The following is a 23,298-nucleotide window of genomic DNA, read 5'->3' on the forward strand; positions in this document are numbered from 1 at the left end:
CAGACCGTAGGAGAGTAGTAACGGTGTCGGATCCTTCGGGAGCCAAGCAGCGCGGGCTAGCGCTGGAACTACGACAATCCGGCAAGGCATGGCTGTTCGTCACGCCCGTGCTCGTCGCACTGGCCGTGGTCATCGGATATCCGGTGGTCCAGGCGATCTGGATGTCCTTCTCGAAGGACTCCGGCATCGACCCGGCCACCGGGATGTTCGTCGAAGGCGGCGGGGCCGGATTCGCCAACTACACGCACTGGCTGATGCAGCAGTGCGCGTCGTTGACGGGCACGGTGTCGTGCCCCACCGGCACGCTCGGCTCGCAGTTCTGGGCGGCGGTCGGCGTCACCCTGTTCTTCACCGTGGTGACGGTGTCGCTCGAGGCCCTGCTCGGTCTCGGCATGGCCATGGTGATGGGCAAGACCTTCCGTGGCCGGGCGCTGTTGCGCGCCGCTGTGCTGATCCCATGGGCGATTCCCACCGCCGTCACCGCGCGGTTGTGGGAGTTCATGTTCCAGTACGACGGTGTCGTGAACCGGGTGCTCGGCACGCACATTCTGTGGACCTCGGAGGTGTGGGCGTCACGGTTCGCGGTGATCGCGGCCGACGTGTGGAAGACCACACCGTTCATGGCGTTGTTGATTCTGGCTGGGCTGCAAGTGATTCCGGCTGATGTGTACGAGGCGGGCAAGGTCGACGGCGCGTCGGCGTGGCAACGGTTCGTGCACATCACGCTGCCGTTGCTCAAGCCCGCGTTGCTGGTAGCGGTGCTGTTCCGCACGATGGACGCACTGCGCATGTACGACCTGCCCGCGATCATGACCGGCGCCAACCCGGCGACGAGCACGCTGTCGATCCTGGTGGTCGAGCAGGTGCGCCAAGGTCCCAACAGCGCCGCGGCACTGTCGGTGATCACCTTCCTGCTCGTGTTCGGTATCGCGTTCGTCCTGGTGAAGGTGCTCGGCGCCAACGCTGTTCGCACGCAGGAAGAACAGCGGAAGGCGAACTGATGACCATGTCGATGACGAAAGAACCCGTCGCCGAGTCGAATACGCTGCCGGTACAGCCGGTGTCGTGGCGCAAGCGGATCGGCACGGTGCGGCTCTACCTCGGTGTCGCCATCGTGCTGCTGTGGGGTCTTGGTCCGTTCTACTGGATGGCCGTGGTGGCGTTCCGCGACCCGGCCCACACCTTCGACAGCACCCCGTGGCCCACCCACGTGACGCTGGAGAACTTCCGCAACGCCTTCGACACCAGCCGCGGCAACGACTTCGGCAAGGCACTGCTCAACAGTGTGATCATCGGATCGGCGACCACCGCCGTGGCGCTGATCCTCGGCGTACTCGCGGCCTACGCGCTGGCCCGGATGACCTTCGCGGGCAAGTACCTGATCTCGGGGCTGATCCTGTCGGCGTCGATGTTCCCGGCCGTGGTGCTGGTGACGCCGCTGTTCCAGCTGTTCACCGATATCGGCTGGATCGGCCAGTACCAGGCGATGATCATCCCGAACATCTCCTTTGTGCTGCCGATGACGGTCTACATCCTCGCCTCGTTCTTCGCCGAACTGCCGTGGGAGCTCGAAGAGGCCGCGCGCATCGACGGTGCGAGCAAGTTCCAGGCCTTCCGGTTGATCATGCTGCCGCTGGCCGCGCCCGCGGTGTTCACCACCGCGATCCTGGCGTTCATCGCCTCGATCAACGAGTACCTGCTGGCCCGGTTGCTCTCGGGCGAGGACACCAAGCCGGTGACGGTCGCCATCGCGAGCTTCTCGGGCAACGACCCGCTGGTACAGCCGTACGCGGCCATCATGGCGGCGGGCGTGATCGTCACCGTGCCGCTGGTGATCATGGTGCTGATTTTCCAGCGTCGCATCATCTCCGGTCTCACCGCGGGCGGCGTCAAGAGCTGACCTGCCGGGTTCTGCCGCCGCCGCCGGGTAGAGTCGCCTGCACCGATATCGACGTCGGTGCAGGTGAGTTCTTCTCCTCGCTCCGAAAGGAGATGGTGTGGCCTCCCAGCGCGGGCGCCGGCGTTCCGATGAGGACGTGCCGTATACCTCGATTGCCGGGTTCCGCGATCCACTGGCCAAGGAGCAGAAGCCGGGCAAGGGTGCGGCGCGCCGGGCACAGGCGGCACGACTGGCCGCCACCGACGGGCCCCCCGGCAAGGGTGCCGCGCGGCGGGCACAGGCCGCCCGGCTCGGCACCGACGACCAGCCCTCGGAACGTAAGCCGCGCACCAGGGGTCAGCGCATCCGGCGGCTGCTGCTCGCGGTGTTCGTGATCTTCGTGTGTGTGCCCGCGCTGCTGTTCGTGGCGGTGTACTGGAGTTCGGAGATCCCCGAACCGGCCGAGGTCGCGGTCGAGCAGCCCGCCACCGTGCTGGCCGCCGACGGCACCACAGTACTGACGAAATTCATTCCGCCACAGGGCAATCGGATTCCCATCCCGCTCACCGATGTGCCGTATCCGGTGCGTGACGCCGTGCTGGCGGCCGAAGATCGCACCTTCTATACCAACGCCGGCTACTCGACCAGCGGCTTCCTGCGCGCCGCCCGCGACAATGTGACCGGGCAGGACTACGCGGGCGGCGGCTCGACGATCACCCAGCAGTACGTGAAGAACGCCTTCCTCAGCTCCGAACGCACCGTTACCCGCAAGATGCGCGAGCTGATCATCGCGGCCAAGATGGCACGGCAGTGGAGCAAGGACGAGATCCTCTCCGCCTACCTCAACACCATCTATTACGGGCGCGGGGCGTACGGGATCGCGGCCGCGTCGAAGGCCTATTTCGGCAAGCCGGTGCCGGAGTTGACCCTCGCCGAGGGCGCGGTGCTCGCGGCCCTGATCCGCTCGCCTTCGGCGCTCGACCCGGAGAATCATTTCGATCAGTTGCTGGCGCGCTGGCAGTACGTGCTCGACGGGATGGTCGCGATGAGCGTGCTCGCGCCCGGCGACCGGGACGCGACGGTGTTCCCGCCGATCATCCCGCTCGACGATGTGCCCGCCGAAGCGACCACGCTCGGACCGGAAGGGCATATCCGCACCCAGGTGCTGCGCGAATTGCGTGCCGCGGGCCTCGATGACGCCGACATCAACACCGGTGCACTGCAGATCACCACCACCATCGATGCCGCGGCGCAAGCGGGCGCGGTCGATTCGGTCCGTGCACGGTTCTCGTGGCAGCCGCCGGAACTGCGCTCGGCGGTGGTGTCGATCGATCCGCGCAGCGGGGCCGTGCGCGCCTATTACGGCGGCGAGGACGGGACCGGGTTCGATTTCGCGCAGGCACCACTCCAAACAGGTTCCGCGTTCAAGGTTTTCGCGCTCGTCGCCGCCCAACGGCAAGGCATTCCGGTCACGCGGGCGATGGACAGCTCGCCCATCACCGACCGCGGCACCGAGATCACCAACGTCGATGGCGACTCGTGTGGGCGCTGCTCGCTCGCCGAGGCGCTCAAACGCTCACTGAACACCAGCTTCTACCGGCTCACCATGACGATGGCCGACGGCCCGCGCTCGATCGCCGAGGCCGCGCACCTGGCAGGCATCCCCGAACACATTCCCGGCGTCGACGGCGTCACCCTCACGGAACCGGACGGTTACCCGCTCAACGGGATCGTGCTCGGGCAGTATCTGGTGCGGCCCATCGACATGGCGTCGGCGTACGCGACGCTGGCCGCCTCCGGTGTCTATCACCAGCCGTACTTCGTGCAGAAGGTGAGCACCGGTGACGGGCGGGTGCTGCTCGACCGCGGGGGCTCGGAAAGCCGAGTGGGCAGGCAACTCCCAGAACCCGAGCAGCGCATCACCGCCGACATCGCCGATGCCACCACCTCCGCGATGCTGCCGATCGCCAACTACTCCAACGGCCACGGGCTCGCCGGCGGCAGGCAGTCGGCGAGCAAGACCGGAACCACCCAGCTCGGCGAGACCAAGGACAACAAGGACGCGTGGATGGTCGGGTACACGCCCTCGCTGTCCACCGCGGTGTGGGTGGGCACCGAGCACCCCCAGCCGCTGCGCACCGGTCGCGGTGGGGCCGTGTGGGGTTCGGGACTGCCCGCCGACATCTGGAAGCAGGCGATGGACGCCGCACTGGCAGGGACACCGGTCGAACAGTTCGACACAGCACCGTTGCCGAGCCCGCCGCTTGTACCGGTGCCGGGTACCGGGACGGCACCGACGCAGAGCCGTGGCTTCGACATCTTCGCTCCGCCCACGAACTCGCCGAACAATCCGCCACCGCCACCGTTGATCATCATCCCGCCCGCACCGAACCCGTCGAACCCCGGTGAACTGTTCCCCGGGCTCGGTGGTGAAGGGCCGCGATAGATCACGAGTTGGCGCAGCCGGACCCGGCTAGCCTAGGGACATGGCAACATCGTTGCCCTGAGCGCGAACCGCCCGACCAGGGGTCGAATGATCCCGGCGCGGAACCTGTCGGACCGATACGGGAGGATGTGCGGTCGGTACCGACATGCGACGACACTAGACATAGGGGCTACGCAGGTGGATTTCAATGTCGTTGACCGTCCCGAGACGCTGATCGCGGGCACGGTGCTTCGCAGCCCGGCGCTCGCCGTCGAGGGGCCGCGCCGCGCCAAGGTGGTCGAGGCGTGGGCGAACCTGCGGACGAGAACGTTACCGGGGCCGGTCGCGACGGGCTATGTCGATTTCGCGCCGGAGATCAACTCCTACCTGACTCACATCGTCGGATACGAGTGCAAAACTCTCGCCGACCTGCAGGTGGGCGACGTACTAGGCCGGATTCCGGCGGGCCGCTACGCGCGATTCGTGGCCAGTGGCGACAACCTCGGCGACACCATCGTCGGGCTGTGGCGCCAGGTGTGGGACGCGGAGGCAGCGGGTGAATTCGTGCGCGCCTATACCGGCGATTGCGAGCAGTATCCCGACGAGCGCACGGTCGAGATCTTCGTTTCGCTGACCGATGAGAAGGACAGCTGATGGCCGTGGATTTCGAAATCGTCACCCTCGACAACGGTTTGATCGCGGGTCTCACCGTGCCGCTGGCCGGGCGTGAGGTGACCGCACGCGATCTTGATCTGGTGAACTTCACCTGGGATCGGTATTTCTCGCGGGAGAAGATGGTTCCCCGCTCGGCTGCCTATATCGACCAGAACGATCATGCGGTGGCCGTGCTCGGCTACGAGGTCGCCGGGCTGGAAGACGTCGACGACGGCGACGTGCTCACCCGCATCCCCGCGGGGCGCTACGCCAAGTTCGTGGTCTCGGACAAGCCCTACGATCTGCTGCGAACCGCCTGGGCCCAGGTGATCAAGGCCGAGAACGCGGGCACCATAACCCGCTCGCACACAGCGGAATTGGAGCGCTACACCGGCCCAACCAGCGTAGAGGTCTACGTCTCCCTGGACTGAAAACCGCCACGACAGCACCCCCCACCACCACCCGCGACCCCTAGGGAGCGGCGGCCACGAAGTGGCCGGTCGCGGCCGGGTCGCCGGTTAGCCGCCGGGGCGTACGCGACGAAGGAGCAAGCCCCGGTGGCTAACCGGCGGCCCCTCGGGGCCGCGACTCGAGCGCGCCAGCGCTCCAATAAACACAGCGTCAAACCTGCCTGGGACTACCGAACAAAAGGCCGGGTACGCAGCATGCGCGCCCGGCCTTCCTGTTCAGTGATTAATCAGCACCGATGATGAACGCCTCGAGCTGAGTACGCGCGACATCGTCGGCGATCTGCTCCGGCGGGGACTTCATCAGGTAGGCCGAGGCCGGGATGACCGGTCCGCCGATGCCACGGTCCTTGGCGATCTTCGCCGCGCGGACAGCGTCGATGATGATGCCGGCCGAGTTCGGCGAGTCCCACACCTCGAGCTTGTACTCCAGGTTCAGCGGGGCGTCACCGAAGGCGCGACCCTCGAGACGGACGTAGGCCCACTTGCGGTCGTCGAGCCACTCCACGTAGTCCGAGGGACCGATGTGGACGTTGCGGTCGTGGACCTTGCCCGCGAGCGAACCGGTGAGGTTCGACGTGACGGCCTGGGTCTTGGAGACCTTCTTCGACTCCAGCCGGTCGCGCTCGAGCATGTTCTTGAAGTCCATGTTGCCGCCGACATTGAGCTGGTAGGTGCGGTCGAGCACCACGCCGCGGTCTTCGAACAGCTTGGCCATCACGCGGTGGGTGATGGTCGCGCCGACCTGGGACTTGATGTCGTCGCCGACGATCGGGACTCCGGCATCGGTGAACTTCTTCGCCCAGACCGGGTCGGAGGCGATGAAGACCGGCAGCGCGTTGACGAAGGCGACGTCGGCGTCGATCGCGCACTGCGCGTAGAACTTGTCGGCCTCTTCCGAACCCACCGGCAGGTAGGAGACGAGCACGTCGACCTTGGCATCCTTGAGCGCCTTGACGACGTCGACCGCGGGGGCCTCGGACTGCTCGATGGTCATCGCGTAGTACTTGCCGATGCCGTCGAGGGTCGGGCCACGCAGGACCGTCACATCGGTGGGCGGCACATCGGAGATCTTGATGGTGTTGTTCTCGCTGGCGAAGATGGCCTCGGCCAGGTCGAAGCCGACCTTCTTGGCGTCGACATCGAACGCGGCCACGAATTTCACGTCGCGCACGTGATAGGTACCGAACTTGACGTGCATGAGGCCGGGAACGACCTGGTTCTCGTCGGCGTCCTTGTAGTACTGCACGCCCTGCACCAGCGACGATGCGCAGTTGCCCACACCGACGATCGCGACGCGAACTTCGCCGGACCCAACCTTGTTGACATCACTCATGGCCGCTCTTTCCCTCTTTCTGTGGTGCCGCCTTCGTCGATTGCTCCGCCGCAATCAACTCGTTGAGCCAGCGCACTTCGCGCTCGCTTGATTCCAATCCGAGCTGGTGGAGCTGGCGGGTGTAGCGATCCAGCGAGCCGCTGGCCTTCTTGATCGCTTCCCGCAGACCCTCTCGGCGCTCCTCGACCTGGCGTCGCCTGCCCTCCAGAATCCGCATTCTCGCCTCGGCGGGAGTGCGGCTGAAGAAGGCCAGGTGAACGCCGAAACCGTCATCGGTGTAGTTCTGCGGACCGGTGTCGGCGAGGAGTTCAGAAAACCGTTCCCGCCCAACCGGCGTGAGCCGGTAGACGCGGCGCGCACGGCGCGCGATCGCGCCCTCCGGAAGCTCCTCGGCGATCAACCCGTCGGCCTGCATCCTGCGCAGCGTCGGGTAGAGCGAACCGTAGGAGAAGGCCCGGAACGCTCCGAGCAGGCCCGTCAACCGCTTGCGCAGCTCGTAACCGTGCATGGGCGCGTCGAGGAGCAGGCCGAGAATCGCCAATTCGAGCACTGCCGACCTCACTCCCTGACTATGACGACCTGACAGGCCGATCAGACCTAACCGTGGATGCGAGTTCCAACTATATCGGAGCGATACATCTACGCACCAGCCGAATGTGACGCATGCGCCATCACCGCAGGTCAGTGCAGTGGGGTGAACTGGAGCTTTGTGAGCTCGCGTCGGCGTCAAGCATGCTCGACGCCGCTGGGCGATAGATGTCACGTACGCGCGAACCGAATCAGCGACCCCCGATCGAGGTCTGCCGGGCAACCGTGCGCCGTGTGTCACCTCACCTGCGAAAACACCCGGATCCGCCCCGAAATAGCCGGAGCCGTCAGGGAGCTCGGATCAAACGATGCCTTGGGCACGCGTCTGCGAACCCCGCTACTCTGGTGATCGTGCGAATTCAGCGGCAGGTGGTGGACTATGCGCTCCGGCGCCGGTCCCTGCTGGCCGATGTCTCCGCGGGGCGGGTCGGCGTCGCCGAGGTGTGCGACGCGAATCCGTACCTGCTCCGGGCCGCCAAGTTCCATGGCCGGGGCAGCGAGGCGACCTGCCCGATCTGCCGGAAAGAGCAGCTGACGTTGGTTTCGTGGGTGTTCGGCGATGGGCTCGGCCAAGTGGCCGGGTCGGCGCGGACGCCCGAGGAACTGATTCGGATGGCCGAGGCGAACGAAGAATTCTCGGTGCATGTCGTCGAAGTATGTCGCTCGTGCAGCTGGAACCATCTGGTGCAGTCGTATGTGCTCGGCACGGCTCCCGCCCCCGCCAGGCGACGGACGAGTTCGCGAGCCCGGCGCTCTGCTGCCGAATGATGGCGTGCCGAGCGACAGGGCTGCCCAGTGACGGGCGGCCCGCACAAGTGATGGTGGCCACCGCGTGATGCGCCACTGTTCGGGCTGCACCCCATCCGCGCCGGTACTCCGGCGCGGATGTTGTGTGCCCGAACCTTACAAGTTATGGAGATCTGGTCAGTGAGTTCGCCCTACGAGTCCTCCCCCCACGGCGATGATCCGCGCGGCGGCCGTCCGGCTCGGGGTGCGCAACCGGGTCTCCCCCCACAGTCGGGTGATCGGCCCGGTGGTCCCCCGCCGCGTCGGCCGATGCCGCCCGCAGGCCCGCGCCCGCAGGGTGCGCCCGGTGGTCCCGCGCAGGGTGGGCGTCCGCAGGGTGGGCCGGTGCCTGGTGGACGCGGCCCGCAGGGGCCACCGCCGAATCGTCAGCAGGGTCCGCCGCCCGGTGGGCTGCCGCCGCGTCGGCCTGGTCAGCCCCCGCAGCGTCCGGGTGGACCGCAGGGTGGACCGGCTCCGCAAGGTGCGCCCGGTCAGGGCAGGCCGCCACAGGGTAGGCCCGCGCAGCCGGGCCGTCCCGGCGCGCCCGCTGCCGGTGCCACACAGAAGTTGCCGCGTCCCGGCGGCACCGACGAGTCGACTGTGCGTTCGGGTCAGTCCGGTGCGGGCCGGACCGTGCGTGGTGCGAACGACGACGTAGCCAGGACGGCCCGCGCGGGCGGTGCCGCCGCGGCCGCACGGGCCGGTGCGGGGCGCCGCCCCGGTGGCCCCACGTCCGGTGAACGCCGCGCCACCGTGGGTGGCCCGACCACCGGTGAACGTCGTGCCACGGGTGTGGGCGGCACACCACCGCCGACCGGTCCGCGCAGCCGCCGCGCTGGTGGCGGAGGCGACGACGGCTCGGGTAGTGATGGTGCGGTGAAGAAATCGCCGTGGCGGATCGTACGCCGGACGCTCTATGTCCTGATGGCCCTGGCCATCGTCGTGCCGAGCGCGGTGTTCCTGGTCGCCTACACGGCCGTATCGGTGCCAAAGCCTGGCGATCTGGAGACCAACCAGGTAGCGACGATCTTCGCCAGCGACGGCACCACCGAGATCAGCAAGGTGGTTCCGCCGCAGGGCAACCGCACCGAGGTCTCGATCGATCAGATCCCGCCGCACGTGCGCAATGCCGTGATCGCCGCCGAGGACCGCGACTTCTACACCAACCCCGGCTTCTCGGTCTCGGGCTTCGCCCGCGCCGCCCGCGACAACATCCTCGGCAAGGAAAGCGCCGGTGGTGGTTCCACCATCACCCAGCAGTACGTGAAGAACGCGCTGGTCGGTGACGAGCGGTCGATGACGCGCAAGATGCACGAGCTGGTGATCTCGGCCAAGATGGCACGGCAGTGGAGCAAGGAAGATATCCTCGCCGCCTACCTGAACACGATCTACTTCGGGCGCGGCGCGTACGGCATCGATGCCGCGGCCAAGTCCTACTTCGGCAAGCCGGTGCAGGAGCTGACCGTGGCCGAGGGCGCTGTCCTCGCCGCCACGATCCAGCTGCCCTCGCTGCTGGATCCGGAGAAGAACCCCGAGGGCGCGAGGACGCGCTGGAACTACGTGCTCGACGGCATGGTCGCGGAGAACAACCTGCCCGCCGCGGAGCGTGCGGGGATGCAGTACCCGGCGGTGGTCTCGCTGGAATCGCTTGGCGACAAGAACAACGACGAGGGCCCGTCCGGCTTGGTGAAGAACCAGGTGCTCCAGGAGCTCTCGACCGCGGGCATCAGCGAGCAGCAGCTGAACACCGAGGGCCTGCAGATCACCACCACGATCGACCAGAAGGCGCAGGACGCCGCGATCAAGGCCGCGCAGGGCAAGCTCGACGGTGAGCCGGAGAACCTGCGCACCGCGGTGGTCTCGGTCGACCCGCGCACCGGCGCGGTCCGCGCCTACTACGGCGGTAGCGACGGTCAGGGCTTCGACTTCGCCAATGCCGGTCTGCCGACGGGTTCTTCGTTCAAGGTGATCGGCCTTGCCGCGAATCTCGAACAGGGCGTTCCGCTTTCGCAGCTCTACGACAGCTCACCGATCACCGTCAACGGGATCCAGATCGGCAATGTCGAGGGCGAGGGCTGCGGCATGTGCACCATCGCCGAGGCGCTCAAGCGTTCACTGAACACCAGCTTCTACCGCATGCAGCTGGACATGCAGAACGGTCCGCAGAAGATCGCCGACATGGGCCACAAGCTCGGTATCGCGACGGAGCTGCCCGGCATCGGCGAGACGCTGACCGAGCCCGGCGGCGTTGGCCCCAACAACGGCATCGTGCTCGGCCAGTACCAGTCACGGCCGCTCGACATGGCCTCGGCTTACGCCACCCTGGCGGCATCGGGCGTCTACCACGCGCCGCACTTCGTGCAGAAAGTCGTGACCGCCGACGGGCAGGTGCTGCTCGATCGCGGCGAGCCCGCCGGTGAGCAGCGGGTGAGCGCGGCCGTGGCCGACAATGTCACCGCGGCGATGAAGCCGATCGCGGCGTACTCGCGCAACCACAACCTGGCCGGTGGCCGCGAGTCCGCGGCCAAGACCGGCACCCACCAGCTCGGCGACACCGGCAACAACCGCGACGCCTGGATGGTCGGGTACACCCCGTCGCTGTCGACCGCGGTATGGGTCGGCACCGAGCAGGGCGACCCGCTCAAGAACTACGGCGGCGGCAGCATCTACGGTTCCGGTCTGCCTTCCGATATCTGGAAGGCGACGATGGACGGCGCGCTGTCGGGCACGTCGAACGAGTCGTTCCCCAAGCCTGCCCCGATCAAGGGTCAGGCCGGTGTGCCGGAGTGGTCGGCGCCCTACACCGCGCCGTCCACCACCGCTCCGGTGCTCGCGCCGCCGGTGATCGTGCCCTCGCAGGTCGAGATCCTGCCCGGCATCCGGATTCCGGTGCCAGGGGTGCAGCAGCCCGCGGTACCGCAGTCGCAGCAGTCACCGGCGGAGACCGGTGCCGGCCCGCTGCCCGGTCAGCCGACGGCTGGACCGGATGGCTCGCCGGCGACGCCGGGAAATGGCAACGGAGGGTCCACCAGACCGAGCAACGGCGCCAACGGCAACGACAACGAGAGCAGCGGCGCGGGAACCACGCCGACCCGATCCCGGTAACCTCGGATGTCGTGACCGATCAGCAACTCGCGGACCAGCCGGCGTCGAGTGGTACCCGGCCGGGCCGCGAGGTGGGGTACGTGGCGCCCGCTCGGCTGGCACCCGACCTGCGCTCGATCGATGCGCGGGACCGGCCAAGCCGCAACGATTCACTGACCGCGCAGCTCTCCACCGTGATCGGCGGCCCGGTCGGCGATCACGCGCTGATCGGGCGGGTGCGGTTCTGGACGCCGCTGCGGGTGATGTTCGCCTTCACGGTGATCTTCCTGGCGCTGGGCTGGACAGCCAAGGCCGGCTGCATCCAGCAGACCAGCGACGGCGAGGGTGGCCTGATGCTGGACTGGAACAACGGCCGCCAATACGTGGCCATGTGCTACTCCGACACGGTGCCGCTCTACGGCGCCGAACGGCTCAACGAGGGCGCGTTCCCGTACAAGAAATCCTGGACCGAATCGACGCCCGACGGTGGCACCGAGACCAGATACATGGAGTATCCGGTGCTTTCGGGCCTGTACCAGTACGCGGCGATGCAGATCGGCAATGTCTGGGATCATCTGCCGCTGCCCGGTGCGTTGTCGGTGGTGGTGTATTTCAACGTTGTCGCACTCGGCCTTTCGGTCGGATGGCTGGTCACGGTGTGGGCATCGTCGCGATTAGCCGGGCGACGGGTGTGGGACGCCGCGTTGATCGCGGTGTCGCCGTTGGTGATCGTGCATATGTTCACCAATTTCGATGCTCTGGCAACGGCTTTCGCGGCTACCGGATTGTTGGCGTGGGCCAGGCGTAAACCGGTGCTCGCGGGCATTCTGCTCGGGCTGGGCGGGGCGGCGAAGCTGTATCCGCTGCTGCTGCTCGGGCCGATCGTGGTGCTGTGCCTGCGGATCGATCCGATGCAGCGTCAGCCCGCCGCCCGGGCCGGGCTGCGGTTGCGCGATGTCGGCAGTCTCGAAACCGCGCGCACCTGGTTGCGTGAAACACCGGCGAGGACACACCTTTTCGCCTTGCGCCCCCTCGGCGCGGCCACCCTCACCGTGCTCGCCGCGGCGGGCACCTGGGCCGCGGTGAATCTTCCGATCGCGGCGCTGTATCCAGAAGGTTGGCGAGAGTTCTTCCGGCTCAACACCACTCGCCACGCCGACCCCGATTCGATCTACAACGTGATCACCTCGTTCACCGGCTGGGTCGGCTTCGACGGGCCGCTCGGGCACGGCGAGCCCCCGACCATCCTGAACACGGTGTCACTGCTGGCCTTCGTGGCCGCCTGCGCGGGCATCGCCTACCTCGCGCTCACCGCGCCACGGCGCCCACGCCTGACCCAGCTGTGCTTCCTCGTCGTCGCGGCCTTCCTGCTGACGAACAAGGTGTGGAGCCCGCAGTACTCGCTGTGGCTGGTGCCGCTGGCGGTACTCGCCCTGCCGCATCGGCGAATCCTGCTGGCCTGGATGACCATCGACGCCCTGGTCTGGGTACCACGGATGTACTACTACCTCGGCGAGGACAACAAAGGCCTACCCGAACAGTGGTTCACCGGTACCGTCGTCCTGCGCGACCTAGCGGTACTCGGCCTGTGCGCCCTGATCGTCTACGAGATCCTGCGCCCCCAGAACGACGTGGTCCGCCGCGACTTCGTCGACGACCCCGCCGGCGGCATCCTCGACCGAGCCCTCGACCCCCTACTCCCCTGGCTCCCGGAATTCCTGCGCCCGAGGCATGCAACGGTCAGCTCGCGGCCCGTGTCGGTTCTGACCTGACCCGAACGGGTGGGACGACGAGATCCCGAGCGGGAGTTCGTCGTCGGCCGGTGCTGTGGATGCGAACACCCCGGCTCTACATCCGCAAGTAGCGGGCCTGGAGTTCGGGTTCGGCGGGGAGCATGTCGAGGTCGAGTTCCCAGGCGTTGCCCGTCCAGGGGTCGAACAGGGGGGTGCCGGGCATTGTGGGGAGGTGCCTGCAGGACTGGGCTAGGAGATCGACTGGGCCGTCGCCGAATTCGCCGCTGCCGGTGCCGACGATGACAAGGGACAGGCCGATCAGGTCGCCGCGGACCATCAGTTGGCCAAGGCGCACTACATCGCTGCCCTGGTAGCCGTGGGGGAAGTCGGCGGCGACGAGGATGCGGTGTTCGGTCGGGGGTACGGCTTGTCCACTGTTGTAGGCGATTTCGGCGAGTTCGGCGGCGTGGGCGAGTTCGGCTAGGCGGGCGGAGATGTCACCGTGGTCGGTGATCACCGGGCCTGCCAAGAGGGGTGCGAGGGGAGCGGCGAGGGTGCGTAGGCCACCGGTGAGGTCGATCAGGTCGACCTTGGTCGGCTTGTCGGGGATCGCGGCGACGAGGCGGGCCACCAGGGCGCCGATCACGCGCGAGGCCGCGCCGGTGGATTCGGTGTCGACCCACAGCGGTCGATTCAGCGGCACCGGAACGCAATACGGCACGCGCAGGCCGCCACGGTCCTGCGCGTAGAGCTCGCCGAGGCGGATGCCGTCGCTGCGGGCGGCGCGGGTGGTCCAGGCGGGCGCGAGCCAGGAGGCCAGTGCGGCGGGCATGGCGGCGTCGGCCTCGGCGATCTCGTTGCCGAGCTGGTCGCTGTCGCGACGGTGGTCGGCGTCGGCGAGGGCGACGAGTTCGTCGTGGCGACGCTGAGCTTCGGCGCGGGCAGCGTCGGCGGCAGGGGTATTACGGGTAGCCGGGTTCGAAACCGCTTCGGAGAGTTCCTGATCCAGGCGTTTGGTCGCGTAGTCGCGGGCCGAGACGAGCGCGGCGGCCGAGCGGGCGGCGTCTTCGAAGATCATCCACATGCGTTGCAGGCCGTGGTCGACTTCGAGCGGGATGCCGGATGCGGGTCTCGCGACCGTCTCGGTGGGGGCGCTGGGCGGTGCCAGTGGCGCGGCCTGCCACGCCTGCGCCGGTGCGGGCCCGGGCGCGGTCACGCCGTGGGCGGTGAGCAATTGTGCCGCGCCGCCCGCGTAACCCTGACCGAGCGCCCGCAACTTCCAGCCACCACCGCGCCGGTACACCTCGAGGCAGATCAGCGCGCTCTCACCGGCCGTAGGCGCGATGACGAATTCAGCAGCCGGACTGCCATTTTCGTACAGTGCGGCGGTCACCGCGCCGAGCGTTTGCCCGCCGACGACGAACAGCAGCACAGCATGCGCGTCGGACCTGATCTGCGACAGCGTGAGATCCACCGCCGCCCCGGCGAAGCTCACCCCAGGTGCCGCGGGTCGCGACGCGCACACATGATCGTGCACGTCGCGAACCCGCAGGTCCTCGCCGACCACCAGCGCCCCGAGTTCGGCGGTGCCGGTGGTCTGCGCGGTGAAGCGCACGGAATCAGCGGTCAGAGCAGTGTTCTGCCCGGCCTTCAGGTGAATCACGGTGTCTGCCCTGATCTGTCGCGGTTCAGTTGCCGCCGAGGAATCGGCCCAGTTGGGGCACCGCTTCACCGGGGTGCTTGGCATTGAAGCCCTCGCCGAGCGCCTGCATCTTCCAGTCGCCACCGACGCGGTACACCTTCGCCATCGCCATCGCGGTGAACGGCATGCCGCCCGTGAGGGTGTAGCGCGCCAGCTCGGCGTTGGTGGTGCCGTCGATCAAGCGGCTGAACGCGTTCTGCACCTGCTCGAAGGAGTGACCCTTGTAGGAGGTGACGATGAACAGCAGCGTGGTGATGTGCGCCGGGATCCTGGTCAGGTCGACGAGGATCATCTCGTCGTCGCCCTCGCCCTCGCCGGTGAGGTTGTCACCCTGGTGGCGCACCGAACCGTCCTTCGACGACAGCTGACCGTAGTAGGCCACGTCGACGAGGTTCTGGTCGGCGAACAGGCAGACCGAGGCGTCGAGGTCGATGTCGACGGTGCGGTTGCCGAACATTCCGCGCGTGCGCACCGGGTCCCAGCCCAGGCCCATCTTCACGAAGGTCAGCGCGGCGCCGCCCTCCTTGCGCAGCGTGACCCGCTGGCCCTTTTGCAGGCTGACCGGGCGATCCTTGCTCAAACTGATCTCGCCGGGCGGCTGCTGCGGGGCACCCTGCGCGGGCGGCGGATAACCCTGTCCGGGCGGCGGCGGGTAGCCGCCACCGGGCGGCTGCTGGGCCGGGCCGGGCGGAGGCGGATAGCCACCCCCGGGCGGGGCGTAGGCGGGCGCGGGCTGCTGCGGGTAGCTCGGCGCGGATCGCGCCGGGTACGCGGGCGGGGCCTGCTGCGGCGGGGGCGGCGGGGGCGGCGCCTGCTGCGGGGCGGCCTGAGCGGGCGAATCATCAACCTGCACACCATGATCGGTGACCAGTGCCGCGAACCCACCGGCGTAACCCTGGCCGACAGCGCGCACCTTCCAGCTGCCCTGACGGCGGTACAGCTCGAGCGCGATCACGATCGACTCGGCGTTGAGACCATCGATCTGGTAGCTGAACAGCTGGTTGCCCGACGCGTCGGAGACGATGGCGGTGGGCGGGGCGAAGCGGCCGAAATTGCTGTTCGCGTCGTCGAGGGTGATCACCGCGCGGATCTGATCGATGTCGGCGGGCACCGCGGGCAGCGAAACAGCAAGCGAGGCAGGCTGACCCGCCGGTCCGGGGCGCAGATCGACACCCGGTCCACTCGGCTGGTTGTAGAAGACGAAATCAGCGTCGGTGCGGACCTTGCCCTGCTCGGTCACGAGCAGAGCGGAGAGGTCGGCCGGTGCGGTGACCTGGAGCGAGATCACCACATCACTGACGGCCACCGGGCCGTTCTGGCCCTTGGCGAGTGTTGCAGACAAGTTCGACCCTTCGCTTGTCGTTGGTGGGTGTCGACGGAACTCGCCTGCCACTCTACGAGAAACCGGGCGCACGCGTCCGGGCTCTGTGCCCCAGGCACACATTGCTCTGCGCCCCAGGCACACATTGTCCGGCGCCCGGGCACACATTGTCCGGCGCCGCGGGCGGAGTTTCGCCTGATCGGTTAGGGTGACGACGCAGTCGGACGACGGCGGTTTGTCCGCCTTTTCAAGAGGGGACAACAGAGCCGATCATGGCGCAATTGTTCGAACAGTCGAAGAAGGTGATCGAGGCGCAGCTCGCGGGGACGAGCATCCGCGCGATCGCAGGCTCGATGGTGGCCTATGAAGGCAATGTGCAGTTCAAATCGGCCGGGTTCGGCGGCGGCGAGGGCGTGCTCAACGGCCTCAAGCGCCGCGCCACCGGCGAGAAACTGTCACTGATGGAGTGCAACGGCAACGGGCGCGTGTTCTTGGCGGTGAACGGCCAGAACGTCACCGTGGTGAACCTGAACAACGAGACACTGCAGGTGGAGTCCCAGCAACTGCTGGCCTTCGCGGGCAATCTGCGCACCGATGTGCGGTTCGCCGGAGTCGGCGGGATGTCGGCGGGCAGCGGGCTGTTCACCACCACGGTCAGCGGTCAGGGGCAGGTGGCGCTGCTGTCGGCCGGTGGGCCGCTGATTCATCTCGAGGTGTCGCCGCAGTATCCGCTGATCGTGGATCCCGACGCGTTCGTCGCTTCGCGCGGAAATCTCAACCAGTCGTTCGTCACCGATGTCTCCTGGCGGACGATGGTCGGCCAGGATGCGGGCGAGGCGTTCTCGCTGCGGTTCGACGGCCAGGGTGTCGTGCTGATCCAGCCGGCGGAACGGTAGGGGCAGGCGATGTTCGAAAAGGTCAACAGCAAGGTCGTCAAGGTCGATGTCGGGCGCGCGGGCGGTGTAGTCGCTCGTTCCGGTGCGATGCTGTTCTACACAGGGCAGGTGGCGTTCGCGCCGCACCAGATTCCCGGTGCCGGTCAGGGCATGGGCGGCGGTGGTTTGATGCGGATGGCCGGGCAGATGATGGCCGGTGAGCACGAGCGGACCATGCTGGCGCAGGGAAACGGCGTTGTCCATTACGGATTCGCCGGGCTAGAGGTGCACGTGGTGCAGATGCAGCCGGGTGCGGTGTTGCGGGCCGAGGCTTCGCGACTGCTCGCGCAGTCGGCCGGATTGCAGGCTTCCGTGGTGTCGGTGGCCAGTTCGGGTGGCGGCGGCGGTGGTGGCGGTCTGATGGGCGCGCTACGCGGTGCCGCGGCGGGCGTCGCGACCGGCGCGGGCATGTTCACCACGCAGCTGAGCGGACAGGGTTCGGCGGTGCTGCTCGCGCACGGTGGTTTCCTGGAACTTCAGGTGGGCGGGCCGAATCCGATCGTTGTCGACCCGCAGGCGTTCGTCGCCGCCTACGGCAATGTGGCGACCGAACTGAAATCCGCGATGAGCTGGCGCGACGCGGTGGGCCGCGGCGCGGGCGAGGCGATGCAATTGCATTGCCACGGACAGGGTGTGGTGTACGTGCAGGCCTCCGAAGAGAAGTTGTGAACCGATGAGCGAAATCCTCTCGCCGAACAATCTCGGTGCCAGCGACAACATTCCGGGCAACAGCTACGCCTACTGCATCGACCTGACCGGACCGTGGTTCATGCGCAAGGGCGCGATGATCGCCTACTACGGCCAGATCGAGTTCCAGATGCTCACCCACGGGCTGCAGGGCGGCCTGATGCACATGGTGAGCAGCCAGTTCTCGGCGCCGCTGTTCGCGGGCGACTACGTGGTGGCGCAGGGCCACGGCAAGCTGATCATCGGCGACCGCGGCTACGACATCAATTCCTATGACCTCGAAGAAGGCAACCTCACCATCCGTGGTGCGAATCTGCTGGCCTTCGAACCGGGACTGGCGCTCAAGCAGTCGATCGTGCCCGGGTTCCTCACGCTGATCGGCACCGGCAAGTTCCTCGCCTCCTCCAACGGGCCGGTGATGTTCGCCGAGCCGCCCTTGCGCGTCGACCCCGAATCCCTTGTCGGCTGGGCTGATTGCCCTTCCCCCAGTCACCACTATGACCAGGGCTGGATCGGTAGCTTCCTGGCGGCGGGCGCGGCGCGGATGGGCGCCAACTCCGGCGAGGAACGGCAATTCGACTTCACCGGCGCCGGCACCGTGCTGATCCAGTCGACCGAGAAGATCATGAGCGACAACGCCCTGGTCCGCACGATCGAAGGACAGCTGCAGAGCGGCGTCACAGTCGGTGGTCTGCAGCGCATCCAAGGTGTGATCGCCCAGCAGCTGGCTGGTCAGCAACAGCAATACTGAGCGGTACACCGTCCTGGACAGACGATCACCAGGCCACTGTGGCAACATCGCCCGAGAGCGAAAATCCCTGAGGGCCTGGTGATCGGTTGTCCGACTTCTTCCCTCGGCGGTCGGCGCGGTTGTGGAGCGGTCCTCGTTGATTTAGGCCGGCACGGCGGCGCGTCGCGCGGCAGCGTGGAACCAATCGAGGATCTCCTCGCCCGCGAGGATGCCCGCGGCGGTGGTGATCGTCAGGTTGGGTGCGGTGAAGTTCAGTTCTTCCAGCTCACCGTGGCGGGGGCGGATCGCGGCGTCGGCGGCCTTCAGCATCTCGGCGTCGAGAGCACCGTCACCGGCCGTGAACAGGGTTGCGGTACTTGCCAATTCGCCTGGCTCGGTCAGCCTTCTGCGAACCTCGGCGACAGCGAGACTCTTGCAGACGGCGTCGGGCATGGTGTAGATCTTGCGGCCCTGCTGCGATGCCGACCAGCCGTTGGCACGGCACCAGGAATCCCATTCGGCGAGGAAACCGGTGGGGACCTCGTCGGGGCGGACCACCAGGTAGCAGAACAGTTCGTCGGCTTCGCGGTACTTGGTCACCCAGGAATCGTCTATGCGGGAACGTAATTCAGCGCCGACATCGGCGAGGGTGGCGCCGGATGCGTTGACCTGGTCGTCGATGGCGACCCGCCAGGCCGGATCAGGGATACCGTCGACGAGGATATTGCCGCCGTTGCTGGTGATCGCATAGCGCCAGGGCGCACCCGGCAGGGAGATGCGCTGGAACTGCTCGATCGTGCGGGTGGTCGTGGGGATGACCGGGGCGAGGGCTGCGAGCTCGCGCAGGGCGGCGATGGCGGCGACGGTCATATAGGAGAGCGGCTCGCCCTCGTAGTACTCGACACATTCCTTCGCGACGGCCTCCGCACCACCGAAGCCGTTGCGGGAGAAGATCATCGTGCGATCCAGATCGGTCGCGAAGAGGGACTCGGCGGTCACCGGGATAACTCCTTGATCAGGCCCATGCAGGAGTAGGCCAGGTCGGGGACCACTTCCACCGCGACATTGCGCGCCGCGGCGAGCAGTCGGATGTGGGCGTGCTCCGGTGCGTCTGCCTCGCGGACCAGCACCCGCCACGGTACCCGGCGCAGCAGCACGCGGGTGGTCTCGCCGACGCCGGGTTTCACGTAATTGACTGTGCTGATGCCGTATTCGGCGCGAACCTTCTCGACCGAGGCCCAGCCGGACCAGTCCGGGGTACGGTCGGAATTCCGGATCGCGTCGACGGCGGCCGTGACCTTGTCGCCGATCACGTCGAAAGCCGCCGTGACGGTGTTGATCAGCTGATTCGAGACATCTGCGCCGATCAGGTCGCGGTAGAACTTGGCGCCGTGGAACTCGCCGGGGCCGATCAGGGTGTCGTTGAGGACCGTTCGTGAAACCAGCCCTGACACTGTCGAATTCAGGCAGGCGGAGGCGATGAGGAAGTCGTCGCGGGTGCCATAGGTGCGCACGCAGTTGGCGGGATCGGCGAGGACGACGAGCTCGTCGTTGAACCGGGCGCCACCCGCGGCGTGATACGCGTCGAGAGCGGCGGTGAGTTCGTGGGTGATCGCACCCTTGCCCGTCCAGCCGTCGACGAAGACGATCGAGGACGGATCGTGGTGTCGGGCAAGGTAATCCAATGCCACCGCGTCGATGCCACGGTCACGCACGATCGAGACGGCGTAGTGCGGGACAGCCAAGGGCGCGCGGCCGATTCCGCTGGTGAGCCAACGGCGCATGAGCACGCCGACCGGGGTTCCCGCCCTCGCCAAGGAGACGAGCACGATGTTCTCGCCGCGTTCGGCGATCACCAGTTCGGCCACGGTCGCCACCGCCAGAGCGAGTCGCTCAGCACTGTCGGCCAGCACGCGATCGAAGAGCTCGCGATACTCGGCGTCGGGCTGGAACTCCACCGGCAGCGACTCCGCGTAATGGGCAACGCCTGCCTGGATGCGCCGCTCGCGTTCGGTCACATCGGCTTCCAGATCGGCGTCGGAGAGATCCTTGAGCAGCCACGAAACATCCTCGGGCGCATACGAACCGAACTCGGGGCCGTGCAGCGGCTCGGGGAGAGCACTGTCGCCACCACCCGGCCGGTGATTCGCGCCGGCACTGGGCTGCGCGTGATCGTCGCGTCCTGCCGAATCGGTGTCCACCGGCGATTCACCTCGCCTCGCCGAATCGGCCCGACCTGACGAATCGGCGCTGCGCCCAGAATCGGCGCTGCCCGCGGTATCGCCGCCGCGCACCGGCTCGGTGCCGTTGCCCGACAACGCGGCCGTCGCCGCGACCGGCCCGGCGGCACGGCCCGCGTGCAGTGCACGGGGATCCGCGCCTGGCAGTACGGCGATCAGGACGTCGGCTCCCGATGCGGTGAGGACCTCCACCAGCCCGCCGGGGGCGACCAGTTCGGGGGTATCGGCGGGCGGATCGATGACGACCAGCAGGACCGCGTCGGCATCAGGCCACTGCGCGTTGTACAGGTAGCGCTGGGCGGTGGCGTCGGGCTCCGGAGCAGTGAAGCGGAAGCCGCGACGGAGGGGGTAGCCGGGTTCGTCGAGGACGTATGCCGGTGAGCGGGTGGTGGTTTGGAAGCGGGTGGGGGTGCCCGCGTCGGCCAGGTCGGCGGCCAGGCGCAGGGGCAGGTACATGAGTTCTTCGTGGCCGACGACGATGACGGGGCGTCCGGCGAACTCGGCGTCGAGGCGGATGTTCACCTCGCCGGCAATGGATTTCAACGCGACGTCGAAAGCGGCGCCATCCGAGCGCAGGATCCCGTGCCTGCCGCCCTCGGGAACGTCGGCAGGCCAGGTCAATTCGATGCGACCATACGAACCGGGTTGGGCGGCTACCGGATTCAGCTGCGGATCGGGCAGGGCAGTCACGGTGTCGATCAGCTCGGCAGGCAGTTCGGTGCGACCGGAGGCCAGGCAGACCGTGTCGATGCGCGCACCGAGTTCCGCTGCGGCGGCTTCGAACTTGGTCCGATCGGCCGGTGTGCGCATGTCGACCAGCGAGGCGAGCACGTAGTGCGCGCGAGGTGCGAAGGCGTGTAGCGCGCGCACCGCGTCGATGGCGGTGTCGCCGGTGGAGATCTCGTCGTCGACCAGCACCAGCGGGAGATCGTTGGCGAAGATCGCAGCGGGCGCGGGCTGGAGCAGGTGCGAGGTGGCGTGCGAATGACCCTCCTCGAAGCCGGTGAGCGTGGTGGCACGGGACTCGTGGCGGCGAGTGGAGTGCAGGTAGCAACCCGCGTCGATCCGCGCGGCCACACAGTGACCCAAACCGGTAGCGGTCTCGGCGAATCCGAGCACGACAGCTTCACGATCACCGAGCACCTCGCGCACGAGATCACCCAGTCGGTTACCCGCGCCGATCACCACGCGAGGGTCGGTCGGCAGGTGCTTGCCCAGCACGGTGGACACCAGCAGGTGCGCCCGGCGCGGATTCCGGCGCAGACCGGGCTGGACCAGTTCGGCGATCGACAGTTTCGCGGGCAGCGTGTCGCCCGCAGTTGGCGCGGTCGACGACGAGTCCGCAGCCGGCGCATCGTCGTGCGCAGTCGCCGCCGACGACAGGTCCACGGGGTGCGTATCGCCTTCCCGGGCTGCGGCGAAGGACGAACCGTGGTGCAGTTCGATTCCCAGATTCACTGTCGCCCAGGGGATTTCCCGGTCGAGACCGACGCCGTTCATTCGGCGATCATCGCTGTCAGCAAGTCCACGAAAGACACTCCCTTGTTCGCGACCCCGAACGCACGGGCCCGCACCAGCGTCTGGCGGGCCCAACTGCGGTGCGGGCGCATCTCGTTCATCTTGTTGCGGTATTCCGAGGCCGCCACGCCACCGACATCGGCCTCCATGATGTCGAGCGCGTCGGCGTACTCCTCGTGGGTCACCACCGACAGCGCGTGCACCACCGCCACATGCGAGGGGTGGATCACCGTTTTGCCCTGGATGCCGTTGGCGCGGTCGAGGGTGATCTCGCGCAGCAGGCCGTCGAGGTCGCGGCTCACCAGGTACTGGCGGAACTTCACCGCGTCGGATTCCTCGAAGGGCGCGCTGCGCAGCTGCGGCCGGAACATCCGCTCGTGATCGGCGAAGTACTCCCACACCGGTCCGGTGATGATGAAGCCGGTGCCGTCGACGCGCCCGAGGTAGTTGACGATATCGGCGATCACGTCGGCGACCACCCGCACGTCGTAGATCGTGAGGTCGCGGTCGCGGCGGATGCCGAAGGTCGAGCACATGTCGGTGGCGCCGATCCGCACAGCCAGCAGCTGCTCACGGTGTTGCGCGAGCAGTTCGGCGATGCGCGAGAGCTGCTCGTCGCGGGTCTGACGGTGCACCAGGTTCGCCGATTCGAGCACCGGCATCGCGTACACGGGACGGCCGAGCTCGCGGTTGGCGTCGTCGAGGGCGGCCAGGTAGGCGGGCCCGCTGACAGCGTCGAACTTGGGGAAGACGAATCCGGTGAGCACGTCGGCGCCCGGCCCGAGCGCGGCGACCAGCTCGCCGACCGAGGCCGCGTCGCGGACCCGGATGAACAGCATCGGATTGGCGGCTTCGCGGCGTGCCAGCAGGTCCAGGGTGTCCACCGCGTGCTGTTTGGCGGCCTCGACCTGGTGATCGGCGACGGCGTCCTCTAGGTCGATCACCATCGAGCACACCCCGCGCTCGGCCCGTCGGCGGATCGTCGCGGCGAGATCGGGGCGGGTCGCGGGCACGTACAGCGTCGCGCCGAGCGCGGTCGCCAACAGCTCCCGGTCGCCGTGGCCTTGAATCGGCTCCGGTTCGACCAGGAACAACTCCCGGCTGCGGGGCCCCTGCAACTGCTGGAAATGGCGCAGCGGCACCTGCTTTCGCAAGCAAACTTCCGGTGCGATGGCGTAGCCCGCGGTCATTCCCCCCACCTCATCTGTCGAAC

18 protein-coding genes and 1 pseudogene are annotated in these 23,298 nt (G+C 67.6%); 11 read left to right on the forward strand and 8 right to left on the reverse strand.

Going from position 1 to position 23,298, the window contains the following annotated elements; translation table 11 throughout:
• Positions 1 to 23: 23 nt before the first annotated feature.
• The 5 genes from ACTWPB_RS28825 (at position 24) to ACTWPB_RS28845 (ending at position 5,389) form a co-directional block, all read left to right on the forward strand.
• Positions 24 to 1,001 carry a carbohydrate ABC transporter permease gene (locus ACTWPB_RS28825; protein WP_446223597.1) on the forward strand — a complete coding sequence of 326 codons (978 nt, stop codon included), beginning with the start codon at positions 24 to 26 and terminating at the stop codon, positions 999 to 1,001.
• Positions 1,001 to 1,900, forward strand: coding sequence for a carbohydrate ABC transporter permease (locus tag ACTWPB_RS28830; protein ID WP_446223598.1), 900 nt, complete (start codon positions 1,001 to 1,003; stop codon positions 1,898 to 1,900). Before ACTWPB_RS28825 ends, ACTWPB_RS28830 begins: the two co-directional genes overlap by 1 nt.
• Before the next feature lie 97 nt (positions 1,901 to 1,997).
• On the forward strand, positions 1,998 to 4,325 hold the full coding sequence (locus ACTWPB_RS28835; RefSeq protein WP_446223599.1) for a transglycosylase domain-containing protein: 2,328 nt from the start codon (positions 1,998 to 2,000) through the stop codon (positions 4,323 to 4,325).
• A gap of 177 nt (positions 4,326 to 4,502) precedes the next feature.
• Positions 4,503 to 4,958: a GyrI-like domain-containing protein gene (locus tag ACTWPB_RS28840; RefSeq protein WP_446223600.1), complete on the forward strand. Its 456-nt coding sequence runs from the start codon at positions 4,503 to 4,505 to the stop codon at positions 4,956 to 4,958.
• Positions 4,958 to 5,389 carry a GyrI-like domain-containing protein gene (locus tag ACTWPB_RS28845; RefSeq protein WP_446223601.1) on the forward strand — a complete coding sequence of 144 codons (432 nt, stop codon included), beginning with the start codon at positions 4,958 to 4,960 and terminating at the stop codon, positions 5,387 to 5,389. Before ACTWPB_RS28840 ends, ACTWPB_RS28845 begins: the two co-directional genes overlap by 1 nt.
• Positions 5,390 to 5,651: 262 nt before the next feature.
• On the opposite strand, the gene ACTWPB_RS28850 is transcribed toward ACTWPB_RS28845, so the two are convergent.
• Complete coding sequence (locus ACTWPB_RS28850) at positions 5,652 to 6,761, reverse strand: inositol-3-phosphate synthase (RefSeq protein ID WP_446223602.1); 1,110 nt, start codon at positions 6,759 to 6,761, stop codon at positions 5,652 to 5,654.
• Positions 6,754 to 7,311 carry a PadR family transcriptional regulator gene (locus tag ACTWPB_RS28855; RefSeq protein WP_266295864.1) on the reverse strand — a complete coding sequence of 186 codons (558 nt, stop codon included), beginning with the start codon at positions 7,309 to 7,311 and terminating at the stop codon, positions 6,754 to 6,756. The genes ACTWPB_RS28850 and ACTWPB_RS28855 overlap by 8 nt, the downstream gene beginning before the upstream one ends.
• A gap of 389 nt (positions 7,312 to 7,700) precedes the next feature.
• Here ACTWPB_RS28855 and ACTWPB_RS28860 point away from each other — a divergent pair, with 389 nt between their 5' ends.
• The 3 genes from ACTWPB_RS28860 to ACTWPB_RS28870 all read left to right on the forward strand — a co-directional run bounded on the left by ACTWPB_RS28860 (position 7,701) and on the right by ACTWPB_RS28870 (position 12,991).
• Complete coding sequence (locus tag ACTWPB_RS28860) at positions 7,701 to 8,117, forward strand: DUF5318 domain-containing protein (RefSeq protein ID WP_446223603.1); 417 nt, start codon at positions 7,701 to 7,703, stop codon at positions 8,115 to 8,117.
• Between the two features lie 942 nt (positions 8,118 to 9,059).
• On the forward strand, positions 9,060 to 11,240 hold the full coding sequence (locus tag ACTWPB_RS28865) for a transglycosylase domain-containing protein (RefSeq protein WP_446226524.1): 2,181 nt from the start codon (positions 9,060 to 9,062) through the stop codon (positions 11,238 to 11,240).
• Positions 11,241 to 11,251: 11 nt separating this feature from the next.
• Positions 11,252 to 12,991 (forward strand): glycosyltransferase family 87 protein, encoded by a 1,740-nt coding sequence (locus ACTWPB_RS28870; protein WP_446223604.1) that lies wholly within the window; start codon positions 11,252 to 11,254, stop codon positions 12,989 to 12,991.
• A gap of 76 nt (positions 12,992 to 13,067) precedes the next feature.
• Here ACTWPB_RS28870 and ACTWPB_RS28875 read toward each other — a convergent pair whose 3' ends face one another.
• The gene (locus ACTWPB_RS28875; RefSeq protein ID WP_446223605.1) at positions 13,068 to 14,615 is read right to left on the reverse strand and encodes a TerD family protein; all 1,548 of its coding nucleotides are present in this window, start codon (positions 14,613 to 14,615) and stop codon (positions 13,068 to 13,070) included.
• Positions 14,616 to 14,640: 25 nt separating this feature from the next.
• Positions 14,641 to 15,996 (reverse strand): TerD family protein, encoded by a 1,356-nt coding sequence (locus tag ACTWPB_RS28880; RefSeq protein ID WP_446223606.1) that lies wholly within the window; start codon positions 15,994 to 15,996, stop codon positions 14,641 to 14,643.
• Positions 15,997 to 16,247: 251 nt separating this feature from the next.
• Between ACTWPB_RS28880 and ACTWPB_RS28885 the strand changes: the two genes are divergently transcribed.
• From ACTWPB_RS28885 to ACTWPB_RS28895, 3 genes are read left to right on the forward strand one after another with little or no spacing between them, the layout of a single operon-like run.
• Positions 16,248 to 16,871 carry an AIM24 family protein gene (locus tag ACTWPB_RS28885; protein ID WP_387215959.1) on the forward strand — a complete coding sequence of 208 codons (624 nt, stop codon included), beginning with the start codon at positions 16,248 to 16,250 and terminating at the stop codon, positions 16,869 to 16,871.
• Between the two features lie 9 nt (positions 16,872 to 16,880).
• Positions 16,881 to 17,579 (forward strand): AIM24 family protein, encoded by a 699-nt coding sequence (locus tag ACTWPB_RS28890; RefSeq protein WP_446223607.1) that lies wholly within the window; start codon positions 16,881 to 16,883, stop codon positions 17,577 to 17,579.
• A 4-nt stretch (positions 17,580 to 17,583) separates the two neighbouring features.
• Complete coding sequence (locus ACTWPB_RS28895) at positions 17,584 to 18,348, forward strand: AIM24 family protein (RefSeq protein WP_446223608.1); 765 nt, start codon at positions 17,584 to 17,586, stop codon at positions 18,346 to 18,348.
• Between the two features lie 141 nt (positions 18,349 to 18,489).
• On the opposite strand, the gene ACTWPB_RS28900 is transcribed toward ACTWPB_RS28895, so the two are convergent.
• The 4 genes and pseudogenes from ACTWPB_RS28900 to ACTWPB_RS28915 all read right to left on the reverse strand — a co-directional run bounded on the left by ACTWPB_RS28900 (position 18,490) and on the right by ACTWPB_RS28915 (position 23,275).
• Positions 18,490 to 19,284: an HAD family hydrolase gene (locus ACTWPB_RS28900; protein WP_446226525.1), complete on the reverse strand. Its 795-nt coding sequence runs from the start codon at positions 19,282 to 19,284 to the stop codon at positions 18,490 to 18,492.
• 38 nt (positions 19,285 to 19,322) lie between these two features.
• Complete coding sequence (locus ACTWPB_RS28905) at positions 19,323 to 20,432, reverse strand: cysteine protease StiP family protein (RefSeq protein WP_446226526.1); 1,110 nt, start codon at positions 20,430 to 20,432, stop codon at positions 19,323 to 19,325.
• A gap of 378 nt (positions 20,433 to 20,810) precedes the next feature.
• Positions 20,811 to 22,067 (reverse strand): annotated as a pseudogene (locus tag ACTWPB_RS28910) (phosphoribosyltransferase family protein); the annotation flags it as partial.
• Positions 22,064 to 23,275, reverse strand: a complete 1,212-nt coding sequence (locus ACTWPB_RS28915) for an HpcH/HpaI aldolase/citrate lyase family protein (protein ID WP_446223609.1) — start codon at positions 23,273 to 23,275, stop codon at positions 22,064 to 22,066. The pseudogene ACTWPB_RS28910 and the gene ACTWPB_RS28915, both read right to left, overlap by 4 nt.
• Positions 23,276 to 23,298: the final 23 nt, after the last annotated feature.

The organism is Nocardia sp. IBHARD005 (assembly GCF_052814245.1).

What these genes read in the sequence shown, in the direction of transcription:
- ACTWPB_RS28830 (WP_446223598.1), top strand. Translation starts at nt 1,001, where the DNA reads ATGACCATGTCGATGACGAAAGAACCCGTCGCCGAGTCGAATACGCTG.
- ACTWPB_RS28845 (WP_446223601.1), top strand. Translation starts at nt 4,958, where the DNA reads ATGGCCGTGGATTTCGAAATCGTCACCCTCGACAACGGTTTGATCGCG.
- ACTWPB_RS28850 (WP_446223602.1), bottom strand. Translation starts at nt 6,761, where the DNA reads ATGAGTGATGTCAACAAGGTTGGGTCCGGCGAAGTTCGCGTCGCGATC.
- ACTWPB_RS28865 (WP_446226524.1), top strand. Translation starts at nt 9,060, where the DNA reads ATGGCCCTGGCCATCGTCGTGCCGAGCGCGGTGTTCCTGGTCGCCTAC.
- ACTWPB_RS28885 (WP_387215959.1), top strand. Translation starts at nt 16,248, where the DNA reads ATGGCGCAATTGTTCGAACAGTCGAAGAAGGTGATCGAGGCGCAGCTC.
- ACTWPB_RS28890 (WP_446223607.1), top strand. Translation starts at nt 16,881, where the DNA reads ATGTTCGAAAAGGTCAACAGCAAGGTCGTCAAGGTCGATGTCGGGCGC.
- ACTWPB_RS28895 (WP_446223608.1), top strand. Translation starts at nt 17,584, where the DNA reads ATGAGCGAAATCCTCTCGCCGAACAATCTCGGTGCCAGCGACAACATT.
- ACTWPB_RS28900 (WP_446226525.1), bottom strand. Translation starts at nt 19,284, where the DNA reads ATGATCTTCTCCCGCAACGGCTTCGGTGGTGCGGAGGCCGTCGCGAAG.
- ACTWPB_RS28915 (WP_446223609.1), bottom strand. Translation starts at nt 23,275, where the DNA reads ATGACCGCGGGCTACGCCATCGCACCGGAAGTTTGCTTGCGAAAGCAG.